General features: G+C 71.4%; 16 protein-coding genes. 5 read left to right on the top strand and 11 right to left on the bottom strand.

Annotation, left to right across the window (positions count from 1 at the left end):
* Positions 1–5: 5 nt before the first annotated feature.
* Positions 6–1,175, bottom strand: coding sequence for a sensor histidine kinase (locus OHT51_RS36115; protein ID WP_328883092.1), 1,170 nt, complete (start codon positions 1,173–1,175; stop codon positions 6–8).
* 109 nt (positions 1,176–1,284) lie between these two features.
* Between OHT51_RS36115 and OHT51_RS36120 the strand changes: the two genes are divergently transcribed.
* Genes OHT51_RS36120 through OHT51_RS36130 form a run of 3 tightly spaced genes read left to right on the top strand, consistent with a single transcriptional unit; the run spans position 1,285 to position 3,404 of the window.
* Positions 1,285–2,205 (top strand): ABC transporter ATP-binding protein, encoded by a 921-nt coding sequence (locus tag OHT51_RS36120; RefSeq protein WP_328883093.1) that lies wholly within the window; start codon positions 1,285–1,287, stop codon positions 2,203–2,205.
* A 3-nt stretch (positions 2,206–2,208) separates the two neighbouring features.
* Positions 2,209–2,934, top strand: coding sequence for an ABC transporter permease (locus OHT51_RS36125; protein WP_328883094.1), 726 nt, complete (start codon positions 2,209–2,211; stop codon positions 2,932–2,934).
* A 41-nt stretch (positions 2,935–2,975) separates the two neighbouring features.
* A complete protein-coding gene (locus tag OHT51_RS36130; RefSeq protein WP_328883095.1) occupies positions 2,976–3,404 on the top strand; it encodes a hypothetical protein in 429 nt (142 codons plus the stop codon).
* Between the two features lie 20 nt (positions 3,405–3,424).
* Here OHT51_RS36130 and mug read toward each other — a convergent pair whose 3' ends face one another.
* From mug to OHT51_RS36175, 9 genes are all read right to left on the bottom strand, one after another.
* Positions 3,425–3,973, bottom strand: coding sequence for a G/U mismatch-specific DNA glycosylase (gene mug, locus OHT51_RS36135; RefSeq protein WP_328883096.1), 549 nt, complete (start codon positions 3,971–3,973; stop codon positions 3,425–3,427).
* 13 nt (positions 3,974–3,986) lie between these two features.
* Positions 3,987–5,429 (bottom strand): adenylosuccinate lyase, encoded by a 1,443-nt coding sequence (gene purB / locus OHT51_RS36140; RefSeq protein ID WP_328883097.1) that lies wholly within the window; start codon positions 5,427–5,429, stop codon positions 3,987–3,989.
* A 144-nt stretch (positions 5,430–5,573) separates the two neighbouring features.
* Positions 5,574–6,356: an SGNH/GDSL hydrolase family protein gene (locus OHT51_RS36145; protein ID WP_328883098.1), complete on the bottom strand. Its 783-nt coding sequence runs from the start codon at positions 6,354–6,356 to the stop codon at positions 5,574–5,576.
* Between the two features lie 60 nt (positions 6,357–6,416).
* A complete protein-coding gene (locus tag OHT51_RS36150; RefSeq protein ID WP_328883099.1) occupies positions 6,417–7,430 on the bottom strand; it encodes a hemolysin family protein in 1,014 nt (337 codons plus the stop codon).
* Positions 7,427–8,770, bottom strand: coding sequence for a hemolysin family protein (locus OHT51_RS36155; protein WP_328883100.1), 1,344 nt, complete (start codon positions 8,768–8,770; stop codon positions 7,427–7,429). The genes OHT51_RS36150 and OHT51_RS36155 overlap by 4 nt, the downstream gene beginning before the upstream one ends.
* A gap of 183 nt (positions 8,771–8,953) precedes the next feature.
* A complete protein-coding gene (locus tag OHT51_RS36160) occupies positions 8,954–9,379 on the bottom strand; it encodes a GNAT family N-acetyltransferase (RefSeq protein ID WP_328883101.1) in 426 nt (141 codons plus the stop codon).
* 56 nt (positions 9,380–9,435) lie between these two features.
* On the bottom strand, positions 9,436–10,341 hold the full coding sequence (locus OHT51_RS36165; protein ID WP_328883102.1) for an LLM class F420-dependent oxidoreductase: 906 nt from the start codon (positions 10,339–10,341) through the stop codon (positions 9,436–9,438).
* A gap of 46 nt (positions 10,342–10,387) precedes the next feature.
* Positions 10,388–12,961, bottom strand: a complete 2,574-nt coding sequence (locus OHT51_RS36170; protein WP_328883103.1) for an ABC transporter permease — start codon at positions 12,959–12,961, stop codon at positions 10,388–10,390.
* A gap of 4 nt (positions 12,962–12,965) precedes the next feature.
* Positions 12,966–13,847: an ABC transporter ATP-binding protein gene (locus tag OHT51_RS36175; protein WP_328883104.1), complete on the bottom strand. Its 882-nt coding sequence runs from the start codon at positions 13,845–13,847 to the stop codon at positions 12,966–12,968.
* A 239-nt stretch (positions 13,848–14,086) separates the two neighbouring features.
* On the opposite strand from OHT51_RS36175, the gene OHT51_RS36180 reads away from it, so the two are divergent.
* Both OHT51_RS36180 and OHT51_RS36185 read left to right on the top strand, forming a co-directional pair.
* Positions 14,087–14,326 carry a toxin-antitoxin system HicB family antitoxin gene (locus OHT51_RS36180; RefSeq protein ID WP_328883105.1) on the top strand — a complete coding sequence of 80 codons (240 nt, stop codon included), beginning with the start codon at positions 14,087–14,089 and terminating at the stop codon, positions 14,324–14,326.
* 4 nt (positions 14,327–14,330) lie between these two features.
* Positions 14,331–14,705, top strand: a complete 375-nt coding sequence (locus OHT51_RS36185) for a fic family toxin-antitoxin system, toxin component (protein WP_328429210.1) — start codon at positions 14,331–14,333, stop codon at positions 14,703–14,705.
* On the opposite strand, the gene OHT51_RS36190 is transcribed toward OHT51_RS36185, so the two are convergent.
* Entirely contained in the window at positions 14,706–15,401 is a 696-nt protein-coding gene (locus OHT51_RS36190) for a class I SAM-dependent methyltransferase (RefSeq protein WP_328883106.1), read from the bottom strand. It lies immediately after the preceding gene.
* Between the last annotated feature and the right edge of the window lie 71 nt (positions 15,402–15,472).

The following is a 15,472-nucleotide window of genomic DNA, read 5'->3' on the forward strand; positions in this document are numbered from 1 at the left end:
CTAGATCAACTCAGCGGCAGCTCAACATGTACCTGCCAGTAGCCCTCGTCGGGGCCGGTCCGCGCACGTCCGCCCAGCAAGGCGGCGCGCTCGCGTATCCCGCGCAGGCCACTGCCCCGGCCGGGCCCGGGTATGTCGGCGGTCAGCGGGTTGCGGACCTCGAGGGTGAGCGTGCCGTCCGCGACGGCGATGCGTGCCCCGACCGGGACCGCGCCCGCGTGCCGCAGCACATTGGTCAGCGATTCCTGGAGGATGCGGTAGCCCTCGCGGGAGACCGGTCCGGGCACGGTGTCCAAAGGTCCCGTCAGCTCGATGTCGACCTTCGCGCCCGACGCCCGCGCGGACTCCAGCAGACGGTCCGCGTCCGTCAGCGTCGGTCGGCTGCTGACCGGCCGCTCCGACTCGCGCAGGATGCCGAGAACCCGCTCCAGGTCCTCCAGGGCGGCCCGGCCGGTCTCCTCGATGGCGTCCAGGGCCCGGTCGGTGAAGGCGGGGTCGCGGGCCGCGCGGGCGGCGCCCGCCTGCACCACGGCGACGGTCAGGGCATGGCCGATGGAGTCGTGCAGTTCACGGGCGATACGCGTGCGTTCCAGGAGCTGTTCGGTGCGCTCCTCCATGGCCGCGAGGCGCTCGGCGGGTGTGGGGCCCAGGAGGCGGCGGGCGAGTGCCGTGATGAGATGGCCGGAGGCGACCACCGTCGCCGCCAGTGCGACCAGCAGCAGGGGCACCAGCAGGACGTTCCACCAGCCGCGGCCGCCGAGGGTGAACAGTCCGCCCTCCTCGAAGTCCCGGTCGAACGGCGCCGACAGCAGGTGCACCGTGCCGAAGAGCAGTTGGGTGACGCATGTGACGGTCGCGTAGCCCAGCAGCAGCCGCGCCTCCAGCCAGACGACGAGCCGTCCCCGGTCGCCCCAGGACGCCGACGGCGCGACCACGATGTCCGTGCTCCCTTGCTCGTGCCGGTGCCCGGTCAGCAGCAGCCTCGCCTGGAGCCCCTCCGCGGTCCGCATCGCGGGCACCAGTGCGGCGGGGGCGAGCGCGGCGGCGGCTACCAGCCAGATCCACCACGCTTCCTGCACGAACAGCCACATGCTCGGCCACACGATGCCGATGAACAGATGCAGCAGCCGTGTGTACGTCACCGCCCGACCGAACGGGCGCAGCAAGCGGACCATTTCGTCAGCGTGCCAGCCGCCACTGACAACGGACCTCCCCCGCGTGGGGGAGACGATCTCCACGGGCGGGGGAGGAGCCGACCCACCCCCGGCGGCCAGGGTTACTGCCATGACCAGCATCGAAGTCCAAGCCCTCACCAAGGAGTACGGCAACCGGCGAGCCGTGGACGACCTCACCTTCACCGTCCTCCCCGGCCGCGTCACCGGCTTCCTCGGCCCCAACGGCGCCGGGAAGTCCACCACCATGCGGCTCGTCCTCGGCCTCGACCGGCCGACCTCGGGAGCCGCCACCATCGGCGGTCACGCCTACGCCACCCTGCGCGAACCCCTGCGGCAGGTGGGCGCGTTGCTCGATGCCCAGGCCGCGCACGGGTCCCGAACCGGCCGCGACCATCTGCGCGTCCTGGCCGCGACCAACCGCATCCCGAACCGCCGCGTCGACGCGGCGTTGGAGGAGACGGGGCTCGCGCCGGTGGCGGGGCGCAGGGTGAAGACGTACTCCCTGGGTATGCGCCAGCGGCTCGGCATCGCCGCGGCCCTCCTCGGTGACCCCGAGGTCGTCCTGCTGGACGAGCCGTCCAACGGCCTCGACCCCGAAGGCATCATCTGGATCCGCGAGTTGCTGCGCCGTCTCGCGGGGGAGGGGCGCACGGTCCTGGTCTCCAGCCATCTCATGAACGAGACCGCGTCCTTCGCAGATCACCTCGTGGTCCTCGGCAGGGGGCGCCTGCTGGCCGACACCCCCGTGCGGGAGTTCATCCACGCACGCGTGGAACCCCGCGTCCGTATCCGCACCTCGGACGCCACCGCGCTCAGAACCGTCCTCGCCCGCCACGGTCACGACGCCGTCCAGCACGACGACGGGCACTGGAGTGTGCACCAAGCGCGCGTGGACGACATCGGCCGCCTCATGTCCGAGGCAGGCGTCCCCATCCTCGAACTCGCCGCCGAAGAGGGCACATTGGAGCAGGCCTACCTCGATCTGACCGCGGCCGAGGCTGAGTTCACCGCACAGCCACAGGAGGCCTGAACCATGGCATTCGCACCCGTACTCCACTCGGAATGGCTCAAGATCCGTACGCTCCGCTCGCTGCCCGGAGCGCTGCTGGCGCTGTTCGCCGTGACCACGGCGTTCTCCGCCCTGGCCGGTACCGACGGGAGCTCCGACCCGGAGTTCGACCCGCTGTTCACGGCCATGTTCGGGATCCTGCCCGGCCAGATCGCCGCTATCGCGTTCGGGGCGCTGGCCGTGTCGTCGGAGTACCACGGGGGTGCGCTGCGACTGTCGCTCGCGGCGGTCCCGCAGCGCGGACGCTGGTTCGCGGCGAAGGTGACAGCCATCGCCGTGCCGGCCCTGCTCGTGGGACTGGTCACGGCCCTCACCGCGCTGGTGGTGGCACGCGCGGGACTCGGTACCGCGGCCGGCGGGCTCACCACGGCCGAGCAGGTGCGCGGGGTCATGGGCTGCGGGATCTACCTCATGCTGATGGCGTTGTTCGCGGCGGGCCTCACCGCGGTGCTGCGCAGCGGTGTCGCCACGCTCTCCGTCCTCATCCCGTTCATCCTCGTCGTGTCGTTCGTGATCGGCGACGCCGCCGGAACCGTCGCGGACTTCCTGCCCGACAAGGCGGGCCAGATCGCCCTTCACCAGACCTACGACGGCACCCTCGGGCCCTGGTCGGGACTCGCGGTGACCGCGCTGTGGACGGCGGCGGCGCTGCTGGCAGGGGCGTGGAGCGTGCGGCGCCGGGACGCCTGACGGCACGCCAATTGTCAGTGCGGCCGGGTTTACTGGGACCCATGAACATCGCACGGCACATCGCCCTCATCGACGAGCTGTGCTTCCGGCCCTTTCCGGCGGAGCACGGCCCGTCGGACGTCGGCGACGGGGGGCCCGGGTATCACGTCGTGGTGCTGGAGAGGAGCGAGGACGACTGCGGGACGCGCGCGGCGACGGTGGAGCAGTTCGAGAAGGACCGGGACGCCCTGTACGAGGTGTACGCGCCCCAGTGGCGGCACACGCATCCGTTGAACCTGCAGACCACGCTACTGCGCACCGAGCGGGAGGACATACCCGAGCCCTGGCGGTCTCTCAGCGCCGGCGCCGGCGTCGCCTATCTCTGGGAGGCGGAAGGGACGGGCCGATGGATCGCGGTGGCCGTCGCCGACCGGGACCCCGCCGCCGACGTCCAACTCCTGGCCGTGGTCACGGACGTCGCCCCACCCTGAGCTGCTGGGACCCCGAGCTGTCAGGCCTGCTCCGCCGCCATCCGCAACCGGGCGTACTCCTCCGCCATCGCCTGCGCCGTCCAATGCGCGTTCAGCCCGCTCGGGTTCGGCAGCACCCACACGCGCGTGTCCCCGATCACCCGCTCCTGCGGCCCCACCGACGCTTTGCGGTCGTCGAACGCCGCCCGGTAGGCGGTCACCCCGACGACGGCCAGCCAACGCGGCCGCAGCCGAGCCACCTTCGTCGCCAGCAGCCGCCCGCCGTCGCGGTACTCCTGTGCGCTCAGCTCGTCGGCTCGCGCGCTCGCCCGCGCCACGACGTTCGTGATGCCGAGCCCGTAGGACAGCAACTCCTCCTGCTCCGACGGCTTCAAGAGCCTCGGCGTGAACCCGGACAGGTGCAGGACCGGCCAGAAACGGTTGCCCGGGCGGGCGAAGTGATGACCGGTCGCGGCCGTCATCAAACCGGGGTTGATGCCGCAGAACAGCACCTGGAGACCGTCCGCGACGACGTCCGGCACCAGACGGTCGCGGGCGGCCTCCAACTCCTCGGCGGTGAAGCGCGTCATGCCGTGCCTGACGTCAGAGGATCGCCCCCGGCGTGTAACCGGCGGCCTCCGGGCGCTGCTTCACGATCTCGTCGATCCGGCCCACGACGACGCCGACCTGGTCGGCCGCGGCACCCGTGAAGGACAGCTTGTCGGCCATCAGGGCGTCCAGGCCGGCGCGGTCGAGCGGGATGCGCTCGTCGGCGGCCAGCTTGTCGAGCAGTTCGTTGCGCTCGGCGCCCTGCTCGCGCATCGCCAGCGCGGAAGCGACGGCGTTCTCCTTGATCGCCTCGTGCGCGACCTCACGGCCGACGCCGGCGCGCACCGCGCCCATCAGCACCTTGGTGGTGGCGAGGAACGGCAGGTAGCGGTCCAGCTCACGGGCCACGACCGCCGGGAACGCGCCGAACTCGTCGAGCACCGTCAGGAACGTCTCCAGCAGGCCGTCCAGCGCGAAGAACGCGTCCGGCAGCGCGACCCGGCGCACCACCGAGCAGGACACGTCACCCTCGTTCCACTGGTCGCCCGCCAGCTCGCCGGTCATCGAGGCGTAGCCGCGCAGGATGACCATCAGGCCGTTGACGCGCTCGCAGGAGCGGGTGTTCATCTTGTGCGGCATCGCGGAGGAGCCGACCTGACCCGGCTTGAAGCCCTCGGTCACCAGCTCGTGCCCGGCCATCAGCCGGATCGTCTTCGCCATCGACGACGGCGCCGCCGCCAGCTGCACCAGCGCGGTCACGACTTCGTAGTCCAGGGAGCGCGGGTAGACCTGGCCGACCGAGGTGAACGCCTGCGCGAAACCGAGGTGCCCGGCGATCCGGTTCTCCAGCTCCGCCAGCTTCGCCGCGTCACCGCCGAGCAGGTCCAGCATGTCCTGCGCGGTGCCGACCGGGCCCTTGATGCCGCGCAGCGGGTAGCGGCCGAGGAGCTCCTCGACCCGGCCGTACGCGACGAGCAGCTCGTCGGCGGCGGTCGCGAACCGCTTGCCGAGCGTCGTGGCCTGGGCGGCGACGTTGTGGGAGCGGCCGGCCATGACCAGCTCGCCGTACTCGCCGGCCAGCTTGCCCAGGCGCGCCAGCACGGCCACGGTGCGGTCGCGCATCAGCTCCAGCGAGAGCCGGATCTGCAGCTGCTCCACGTTCTCGGTGAGGTCGCGCGAGGTCATGCCCTTGTGGACGTGCTCGTGCCCGGCGAGGTCGTTGAACTCCTCGATCCGCGCCTTCACGTCGTGCCGCGTGACCTTCTCGCGCTCGGCGATGGAGGCCAGGTCGACGGTGTCGAGGACACGCTCGTAGTCGGCGAGCGCCTCGTCCGGCACCTCGATGCCGAGGTCCTTCTGGGCCCGCAGCACGGCGAGCCAGAGCTGCCGCTCCAGCTTCACCTTCTGCTCGGGGGACCAGAGCGTGGCGAGCTCGGTGGAGGCGTAGCGTCCGGCGAGGACGTTCGGGATGCGGGGCTTGGCGGGCGCAGAAGTCACGTGTCCAGATTCTACTGGCGGTTTGTGCAGGCCAGCGCCGCGGCCCGGTTCGGTGGAATGTACGAGACGTGCGTCACGTCTCGACGAGTCGTGCCCCGTCAGCCGCTAGGCCGGGTGAGCGGCCTCCCGCAGCTGGAACCGGGGCTACTCCGCAGTCTCCTCGTACGGCAGCAGATGCGGCCGCTTGGCCGGGCGGCCGTCGCCGGAGGAGCGGCCGGTCAGGCGGCGGCCGATCCACGGCAGCAGGTGCTGCCGGGCGAACCGTGCGTCGGCGACCCGCCGCGAGGTCCACCCCGGGGGCAGCGTGGCCGGTATCGGCGTGCGCCACTCGGTGTCCTCGGGGTCGTACCCGAGCGTCTGCCACACGGCCTCCGCGACCCTGCGGTGTCCCTCGGCCGAGAGGTGCAGCCGGTCCACGTCCCACAGGCGCGGGTCCCTGAGGGACGGGGCGCCGTACAGGTCGGCGACGACGGCTCCGTGCTTCGCCGCCAGCTCGTCCACGTGGGCGAACAGCTCCTCCATGCGCGGCCGGAACCGCTCCAGCACGGGGCCCTGGCGGCCGGGACTGCGCATCAGGACCAGCTGCTTGCAGGACGGGGCCAGCCGCTCCACGGCCTCGGTCAGCAGAGCGCGCACACGCACCATGTCGCACTTGGGGCGCAGGGTGTCGTTGAGTCCGCCGACCAGGGTGATCACGTCGGCCTGCATGGCAGCCGCGACCTCGACCTGCTCGTCGACTATCTGGCCGATCAGCTTCCCGCGCACCGCGAGGTTGGCGTACCGGAAGCCGGGCGTTCGAGCGGCCATCCGGCCGGCGAGGAGGTCGGCCCAGCCCCGGTAGGAGCCGTCCGGGAGCAGGTCCGACATGCCCTCGGTGAAGGAGTCGCCGACCGCGACCAGGCTGCTGTAGGTGGGGTTCTTCTGCATGGCGACAGAAATAGTATCCCGTGCACATACCCGTCGGTCGGTCGACCTCCCTCGCCGGACCTACGCCCGCTGTCCGAACAGCTCCCGCAGCACGTCCTCCATGGTCACCACCCCGCCCAGTCGCCCGTCGCTCCCGAGCACGGCCGCCAGATGCGTACGGCTGCCGCGCATGGCGGTGAGCACGTCGTCCAGCGGCGTGCTCTCCCGGACGCGCGCGATGGGCCGCATGTCGTCCACCTGGAACGGCACGTCCCGCGGGGAGGCGTCCAGCGCGTCCTTCACATGCAGATATCCGACGATGTGGCGGCCGGAGTCGACGACCGGGAAGCGGGAGAAGCCCGACTCGGCCGACAGGCGCTCCAGCTCCTCCGGAGTGATGCCCACGCGCGCGTAGACGACACGTTCCAGCGGAAGGACCACGTCGCGCACCGGCCGGCGGCCCAGTTCCAGGGCGTCGTGCAGTCGCTCCCGCGCGCGTTCGTCGATGAGGCCGGCCTCGCCGGAGTCGCGCACCAGGCGAGCCAGTTCGGCGTCCGAGAAGGTGGCGGTGACCTCGTCCTTGGTCTCGACCCGCATCAGCTTCAGGAGCGCGTTGGCGAAGGCGTTGATCGTGAAGATCACCGGCCGCAGCGCCCGCGACAGGGTGACCAGCGGCGGGCCGAGCACCAGGGCGCTGCGCACCGGCTCGGCCAGCGCGATGTTCTTCGGCACCATCTCGCCGAGCAGCATGTGCAGATACGTGGCCAGCGCCAGCGCGATCACGAAGGACACCACGTGCCCCGCGCCCTCCGGCACGCCCACCGCGTGGAACAAAGGCTCCAGCAGGTGCTCGATGGCGGGCTCCGCGACCACACCGAGCACCAGCGTGCACAGCGTGATGCCGAGTTGCGCCGCGGCCATCAGCGCGGACACGTGCTGCAGGCCCCACAGCACGCTCTTGGCGCGCCGGTCGCCCTGGTCGGCGTACGGCTCGATCTGCGAGCGCCGTACGGAGATGAGCGCGAACTCGGCGCCCACGAAGAAGGCGTTCACGACCAGCGTCGCGAAACCGATGAGCAGCTGTACGGCGGTCATCGCTCGCCCTCCTTCTCGTCCTGGTCCGCCTCGTCGGCCGGCGGCGCGTGCATCAGCACCCGCGCGGCCCTGCGTCCCGCGGCGTCCACGACGTCGAGGCGCCAGCCGGCGACCTCGACGCTGTCCCCGACCGCGGGGATGCGGCCGAGCTCCGTCGCGACGAGACCGGCCAGGGTCTCGTACGGCCCGTCGGGCGCTCTCAGCCCCACGCGTGCGAGCTGGTCCACGCGCGCCGAGCCGTCGGCCGAGTACAGGGTCCGGCCGTCGTCGTCACTGCCCGCCTGGGCGAGGTCGGGTGTCTCGTGCGGGTCGTGCTCGTCCCGCACCTCGCCGACGACCTCCTCGACGATGTCCTCCAGAGTCGCCACGCCCGCCGTACCGCCGTACTCGTCGATCACCACGGCCATGGTGCGCTTGCCGGAGAGCCGGTCCATGAGCCGGTCGACGGTGAGGGTCTCGGGGACGAGGAGCGGCTCGCGCATCAGCTCGGCGACGGAGACGCGCGGACGGCTCTCGGCGGGCACCGCCAGGATGTCCTTGATGTGCGCGGTGCCCACGACCGAGTCGAGGCTGCCGCGGTAGACGGGGAACCTGGACAGCCCGGTCGCCCGGGTCGCGTTCGCCACGTCCTCGCAGGTCGCCTGGGCGTCGAGGGCGACGACCTGGACGCGCGGGGTCATGACGTTCTCCGCGGTCAGGTCGGCCAGGTTCAGCGTCCGCACGAAGAGCTCGGCGGTGTCCGCCTCCAGGGCGCCTTCACGGGCGGAGTGCCGGGCCAGGGCGGCCAGCTCCTGGGGGCCGCGCGCGGCGGCCAGCTCCTCGGTGGGTTCCACACCGAAGAGGCGCACGATGCGGTTCGCCGTGTTGTTCAGGTGGGTGATGAAGGGGCGGAAGATCGCGCTGAACCAGCGCTGCGCGTTTCCGACCCGCTTGGCCACGGCCAGGGGCGAGGAGATCGCCCAGTTCTTGGGCACCAGCTCGCCGACGACCATCAGGACGATCGTCGACAGCGCCGTACCGATCACCAGCGCGATCGAGCTGGACGCCGAGTGGGAGATGCCGAGCGATTCGAGCGGGCCCGCGATGAGCCGCGCGATCGACGGCTCGGCGAGCATGCCGACGACCAGGTTGGTGACCGTGATGCCGAGCTGTGCGCCGGAGAGCTGGAACGTCAGGTTCCGCACGGCCTTCAGGGCGCCGGACGCGCCCCGCTCGCCGCGTTCCACGGCGCGCTCCAGCTCGCTGCGTTCGACCGTGGTCAGCGAGAATTCCGCCGCGACGAAGGCACCGCAGGCGAGCGACAGCAGGATCGCCACCAGCAGGAGGAGCACTTCGGTCATCGGGTCACCTCCGTCCCATGGTCGGACAGGGTGGGGAGGATCGCGCGATGTCGGGTACTGGGAGGCTCGCCCATGGGCGGACGCTCACACCTTTCCTTGGAGGACCGAAGTGGTCCAGCAATAGTAAAGGACGGGCAAAGTGGTTCGGTATGTGATCCGTGTGTGATCCCTGTCCGAGGTGAATCAGTCGTTGAGCGGCTTCACCCACCGCCGCCAGTGATCCTCCGGCGAGTACCCCGCCGCGCGCCAGGCATGGTGGGCGTTCTCGTTGCGCTGGAGCACCATCGCGTCGCCACGGCGCCCTCCCAGCCGTACGAACCGCTCCTCCGCGGCGGCCAGCAGCGCCGAGCCGATGCCCCGGCGACGGCGCTGCGGGTGCACCGCCAGCCGGTACAGATGGCAGCGCCAGCCGTCGAAGCCCGCGATCACCGTGCCGACCAGCTCCCCGTCCAGCTCCGCCAGGATCAGCGCCTCGGGATCGCGGGCGACCAGCCGCTCCACGCCGTCCCGGTCGTCGCTGATGCTCGTGCCCTCGGCGGCCGTCTTCCAGAAGGCCAGCGCACTGTCGAGGTCGTCGGCCGACGCGGGCCGTATCCGCAGATCAGTCATGCCGTGATCCCATCACGGGCGGCGGAACAGGAAGCGGAATTCCAGTATCCGGACGGCTACTTGTCGCGCAGCCGCGCCATCACCGGAGCGAACGCCTCCATGTATGGCTCCAGGACCGTCAGATACGAGAACCCGTACCGCTCGCGCTGGGCGAGCACCTGCGCGGTGATCTGGTCCAGGCTGCCGGTCAGAACGATGGGCAGCGCCAGGGCCTGCTCCAGGGTCAGCTCCGGCACCCGGTCGAGGAGCGGCTGGAGCACGGCCTCGCGGTCCTCCGTGACGGTCACCATCTGGAGGAGCAGGTTCAGCTCGGCGGGTTCCGGCCGGCCCGCTGCGAACTTCCGGTAGCGGGCCACCCGTTCGTCGAGCTGCTTGGCCGTGACGGGGAGCAGTCGCCCGGTCGCGCTCTTCGGGTCCGGGTAGGCGCCCCCGAACGCCGCGATGTCGGCGTGCTCGGCGGTCAGCCGCAGCACGCGGTCGCCGTTGCCGCCGACCAGCAGCGGCACTCGCGGCTGCTGCGTCGGCTGCGGCTGGTACGACTCCGCCCCGAGCAGCCGATCGAGCTCCTCGACCGTGCGACGCAGATGGTCCACGCGTTCGCGAGGAGTGCCGAACGGCAGACCCGCTGAATCGTGCTCCGCCTGCACATAGCCCGCGCCCAGCCCCAGTTCCAGCCGCCCGCCCGTCAGCGCGTCGGTCGTCGCCACCTCCCGGGCGAGCAGGGCCGGATTCCAGAACCCCGCGTTGAGCACGAACGTGCCCAGGCGCGGCCGTTCTGTCGCCTCGGCCGCCGCTACCAGGGCGGGGAACGGCGCCGGCATGCCCAGATGGTCGGGGACCAGGATCACGTCGTAGCCGAGTTCCTCGGCCCGGCGGCACTTGGCGCGCCACTCGTCGGCGGGGGCGGAGGTCATCAGGTTGACGCCGAAACGGAACGGACGCTGGCCCACCGGTCGCGACATGAACTCTCCTCACCTTCGGGGGACTTGAGTGCCTGCCGCGATTCCATCACTCGTGCGCGATGGCCGCCAGCACATTCATGCGCGATGCACGCAACGCGGGCAGCAGTGCCGCCACGACACCCACCACCGCCGACCCGATCACCACCGCGACGATCGTGCCCCAGGGGATCGCCAGCGCCGTCATGCCCTGCAACGCCAGCACCTGCTGGGTGCACACACCCCACACCAGCCCCAGCGCGAGCCCGAGGACCGCGCCGAACACGGCGATCACCACCGACTCCAGGCGGATCATCCGGCGCAGCTGCCGGCGGGCGAGCCCGATGGCCCTGAGCAGCCCGATCTCCCGGGTGCGCTCGACGACCGACAGCGCGAGGGTGTTGACCACGCCGAGCACCGCGATGATGATCGCGAGGCCGAGCAGGGCGTACACGAGGTAGAGCAGCACGGCGATCTGGTCGTGCACCAGCTGCTTGTAGTCGGCGATGTCCCGGACCTGCACCTGCGGATACGGGTCCAGCGTCTTCTCCAGGCCGGCCCGCAGGTCCCCCGCGCTCGTGCCGGAGGCGGCGTTGACGTACACGGCGGCGTCCTGCCCGCCCGGCGCGTACTTCTCCAGGGTGGCCAGGCCGAAGTAGATCCCGCCCTGGGAGCCGAACCCGTCGGAGGACTCCTGGTCGGTGAGGGCGCCCACCGTCAGCTCGGCCCGCCGGCCGCCCTGGAACTCGACGGGGAGGGTGCTGCCGACGCGTACGCCGTGGTCCTCGGCGAAGTCCTTGTCCATGGCGAGGCGCCCGTCCGCGAGGGCCGCCGCGCTGTCGCCCTGGGCGTAGGTGATGTTGGCGACCTCGTCGAGCTGCGGTTCGTACGCTGCGGCGGTCGTCTGCACCCGGTCGCCGTCGGGCAGGCGTACCGCGATCGTCGTGAACTGCGAGCGCACGACGAGCCCCACGCCCTCGGTGTCCCGGATCCGGTCGGTGATCTCCCGCGGGAACGGCACGAAGTTGCTGTTCTGTACGACGAAGTCGGCGCCCAGCGTCTTGTCGATCTGCTGGTCGAACGACTTGGTCATCGAGGCGCTCGCCACCGACATCCCGCCGACCAGGGCGAGGCCCACCATCAGGGCGGCGGCCGTGGCACCGGTGCGGCGCGGATTGCGCAGGGCGTTGCGCTGGCTCATCCGGCCGATCGAGCCGAACAGCGCAGGGAAGGCCCCGCCGAGGACCCGGATCACGGGCCGTACGAGCAGGGGTCCGGCGATCACGGTCGCGATGAGCGTCAGGATGACGCCGAGGCCCAGCAGGGAGGCCGCCGTCGATGTCTTCGACGACATGGCACAGCCCACGAGCGCCGCCGCGCCGCCCGCCCCGACCACCGTGCCCACGATCGCCCGCAGCTTCAGCGGCCGTCCGATGTCGGCGATCTCGGCGTCCGCGAGGGCCGCCATCGGCGAGACGCCCGCCGCGCGCCGGGCCGGGAGGTAGGCCGCGACGAAGGTGACACCGAGGCCGACGACGTAGGCGACCACCGGCGTCCCCCAGCCGATGACCATCTCGGCGGCCCGGATGTTCATGCCCAGCAGGCCCATCAGCTCGATGAGCGCGACGGCCAGCCCGATGCCGGCCGCGAGGCCCAGCGTCGAGCCGACCAGACCGAGCAGCAGCGCCTCGGTGAGGACGGAGCGCCGCACCTGGCGCCGGTCCGCGCCGAGGGCCCGCAGGAGGCCCAGCTCACGGGTGCGCTGGGCGATCAGCATGGAGAAGGTGTTGACGATCAGGAAGACGCCGACGAGCACGGCGATGCCGGCGAAGCCGAGCATGACGTACTTGATGATGTCGAGGAACCCGCCCAGCTGTTCGACGTCCGACTCGGCCTGCTCGTCGGCGGTACGCAGCTCGTAGGCGCCCGTGTCGCCGCCGAGCGCGTCGGCCACGCGCCGCTTGAGGTCCGCGTCGCTGACGCCCTCGGCCGCGTCGAGCGAGATGCTGGTGGCCGCCTTCGGATCGCCCAGGAGCCTCGTCTGCGCGGCCTCGGTGTCGAAGAAGACCAGTGCGGCGCCGGGGTTGGTGGTGGTGAATGTGGCGATGCCGACGACCTCGACCGGGAAGGAGCCCTCCTGCCCGATGACCGTGAGCCGGTCGCCGATCCGCACGTCCTTGCTGTCGGCGGTCTCCGCGTCGACCAGCACCTGCGCGTCGCCCTTCGGGGCGTGCCCGGAGGTGAGCTCCACGGGGCTGCGCTCGGTCGGGTTCCAGGCGGTGCCGATGGTCGGGGCGCCGGTCGTCGGACCCACCGACTTGCGGTTCTTGTCGGCGACGGTGAGGCCCTCGACGTCCACGTCAGGGCGGGCCGCCGCGACACCGTCGACCTGGGCCAGCCGGTCGGCCAGCGAGGCCGGGAGGGTCAGGGTTTGCCCGGAGGGGATCGTTTCGTCGAGGGTTTCCTTCGGGGTGACGGTGACGTCCGCGGCGGTCGAGGCGAAGAGCCGGTCGAAGGTGCGGCTGACGGTGTCCGAGAAGATCAGGCTGCCCGTGACGAACGCGACGGACAGGATCACCGCCAGGGCGGAGAGCAGCAGGCGTCCCCTGTGGGCGAGGAAGCTCCTGAGCGTCGCCTTGAGCACCGGGTCAGCGCTCCTCGGGCGGGGTGGGCCACTCGGACGGTGCGGGCGAGGCGGACGACGGCCGGTCGTCCGGTACCGCCCCCGGCGCCGGGCCGCCGCCGTCGAACGGGCCGCGGGTCACATCGAAACGCTTCAAGCGCTCCAGTACGGCTTCCGCCGTCGGCCGTTCCATCTCGTCGACGATCCGCCCGTCGCCCAGGAACAGCACCAGGTCGGAGTGGGCGGCGGCGCCCGGGTCGTGGGTGACCATCACGACGGTCTGCCCCAACTGGTCGACGGCGTCCCGCAGGAAGCCGAGCACCTCCAGGCCTGCTCGCGAGTCGAGGTTTCCGGTCGGCTCGTCCGCGAAGATCAGCTCCGGCCGGGAGGCCAGCGCGCGGGCGCAGGCGACGCGCTGCTGCTGGCCGCCCGAGAGCTGGGACGGCCGGTGCTTGAGGCGGTCCCGCAGCCCGAGGGTGTCGATGACCTGGTTCAGCCACTTCTCGTCGGGCTTCTTGCCCGCGATGTCCATGGGCAGGGTGATGTTCTCGGCCGCGTTCAGGGTCGGGATCAGGTTGAACGACTGGAACATGAACCCGATCCGGTCCCGCCGCAGGCGGGTCAGCTCCCGGTCCTTCAGCCCGGTGATCTCGGTGTCGCCGAGCCACACCTGCCCCGCCGAGACGTTGTCGAGGCCCGCCAGACAGTGCATCAGCGTGGACTTCCCGGAACCCGACGGCCCCATGACCGCGGTGAAGCGCCCGCGCGCGATGTTCACGTCCACCGAGTCGAGGGCGAGCACCGTGGTCTCACCCGAGCCGTACGCCTTGGTCAGACCGCGCGCGCGGGCCGCGATGCCGTCGGCCGACGCGGGCCCCGGGGCGTACTGGGCAGCTGCTGTGGACAAGACCGCCTCCTCACGGAACGGACGGGACGACTCGACGGAACGACTGTCGTCACCGCCGAGACTAATGTGATCCACCACACACCTGGTATCCCCCCGAGGTCCCGGTCGGTCTCCGCCCCAGGTCGGGTCCCTGATATCGATGTAAGGGGCACTCGCCGATCCGGGGTGGCCCTCGATCCCCGGCTGATCCCCGGGGGTGGCCCCTTGCCGTGCTAGCGCGATCGCGCTAGCTTCGAAGTATGGCGAAGACCCAGTTGAACGTGAGAGTGGACGAGGGCACGGCCCGCGCCGCCCGCGAACGCGCGCTGGCCCGAGGCGTGAGCGTCAACCGCTACATCGAGGAGCTGGTCCAGCAGGACACCGGCGAGGTCGGCAACACGTTCGTGGAAGCCGCCGCCGATTTCATGAAGCAGTACGAGTCGGTGTTCGCCGAGGAGTTCGGCGCGGACCGCGAGGGCACGCGCGAAGGTCGCCACTGATCCGTTGAGCCATCTGAACATCGACCTCGCCTGGCTGCTCATGCTCGCCGAACAGAACACGCCGGGGGACCCCCAGGTCACCGACTGGGGAGCCCTCGTCGCCGCCGTCGCACGCCATGAGGCCGAGATATTCGACGTCCCGGTCTACGACAGCCCGCAGACCCGAGCCGCCTCCCTGCTCCAACTCCTCATCCACGTCCCCGCGTTGGAGCGCTCCAACGCCCTGTTCGCCTCCGCCGTCGCCTACGCCTATCTCGTCGCCAGCGGCCTCAAGGTCGTCACCTCGCCCGAGCAGGTACGCGACCTGGCCCGGCTCGTGAAGAGCGGCGAGGCCACCGTGCACGACATCGCGCGGGAACTGCGCCAGTGGAGCCTGTGACTAGTCGCTGATGCGCGGTCGCCACGCCGTCCCCAGCGCGCAGTACGACGAAGGGAGCGTCGGCCCCTTCTCCGGCATCATCACCCGCCGGACGGGGCCGAGTTCGAAGCCGGCCCCGCGCAGCGCCCCGACCGGGTCCCGGGAGACATGGCAGCCGCCGCTCACCAGTGGCCACACCGACCGGTCCAGGGCGCGCTGAGTGAGGAGCATGGCGCGTCCGCCGCCCCGGCCGTGCTCGAAGAACCGCACCTCGCCGCCGGGCCGCAGCACCCGCCGCACTTCACCGAGCGCCCGCGGCACGTCCCGCACGCTGCACAGCACCAGCGAGAGCACGACCGCGTCGAAGGCTTCGCTCTTGACCGGCAGCGCTTCCGCCGCGCCCGGCACGACGTCCACGGGCACGCCCGCACGCAGCGCCGATTCCACCGCCAACTGCCGCAGCAGACGTTCCGGTTCGATGGCGACGACCTCCGAGACGGCACTCGGATAGTGGGCGAAGTTCAGGCCGTTGCCCGCGCCGATCTCGATCACCCGGCCGGAGAGCCCGGCCAGCAGCCGCTCGCGGACGCCGCCCATGCCCATCCGGGTCTCGGCGGTGACGCTGGTACGGGCGTAGAAGCGGGCGAACAGCGGGTGGTGCACGGCATCCCGTGGCACCTTGCCGGAGGCGGCGGACCGTGGGGACCGTAGGGCCATGGGGACCTCCCGGGCGGGACGGGGCTCACCCTGATTGTCCCCCGTACGAGGCCGACGCACCCCCCGCCGTT

Source organism: Streptomyces sp. NBC_00299 (genome assembly GCF_036173045.1).
In the GTDB taxonomy this organism is placed as follows: Bacteria; Actinomycetota; Actinomycetes; order Streptomycetales; family Streptomycetaceae; genus Streptomyces; species Streptomyces machairae.

Coding starts and splice junctions, on each gene's coding strand:
- OHT51_RS36150 (WP_328883099.1), bottom strand. CDS start 7,430: ATGACCGCCGTACAGCTGCTCATCGGTTTCGCGACGCTGGTCGTGAAC.
- OHT51_RS36130 (WP_328883095.1), top strand. CDS start 2,976: ATGAACATCGCACGGCACATCGCCCTCATCGACGAGCTGTGCTTCCGG.
- OHT51_RS36145 (WP_328883098.1), bottom strand. CDS start 6,356: ATGCAGAAGAACCCCACCTACAGCAGCCTGGTCGCGGTCGGCGACTCC.
- OHT51_RS36190 (WP_328883106.1), bottom strand. CDS start 15,401: ATGGCCCTACGGTCCCCACGGTCCGCCGCCTCCGGCAAGGTGCCACGG.
- mug (WP_328883096.1), bottom strand. CDS start 3,973: ATGACGCGCTTCACCGCCGAGGAGTTGGAGGCCGCCCGCGACCGTCTG.
- OHT51_RS36155 (WP_328883100.1), bottom strand. CDS start 8,770: ATGACCGAAGTGCTCCTCCTGCTGGTGGCGATCCTGCTGTCGCTCGCC.
- OHT51_RS36180 (WP_328883105.1), top strand. CDS start 14,087: ATGGCGAAGACCCAGTTGAACGTGAGAGTGGACGAGGGCACGGCCCGC.
- OHT51_RS36120 (WP_328883093.1), top strand. CDS start 1,285: ATGACCAGCATCGAAGTCCAAGCCCTCACCAAGGAGTACGGCAACCGG.
- OHT51_RS36125 (WP_328883094.1), top strand. CDS start 2,209: ATGGCATTCGCACCCGTACTCCACTCGGAATGGCTCAAGATCCGTACG.
- OHT51_RS36160 (WP_328883101.1), bottom strand. CDS start 9,379: ATGACTGATCTGCGGATACGGCCCGCGTCGGCCGACGACCTCGACAGT.
- OHT51_RS36165 (WP_328883102.1), bottom strand. CDS start 10,341: ATGTCGCGACCGGTGGGCCAGCGTCCGTTCCGTTTCGGCGTCAACCTG.
- OHT51_RS36115 (WP_328883092.1), bottom strand. CDS start 1,175: ATGGTCCGCTTGCTGCGCCCGTTCGGTCGGGCGGTGACGTACACACGG.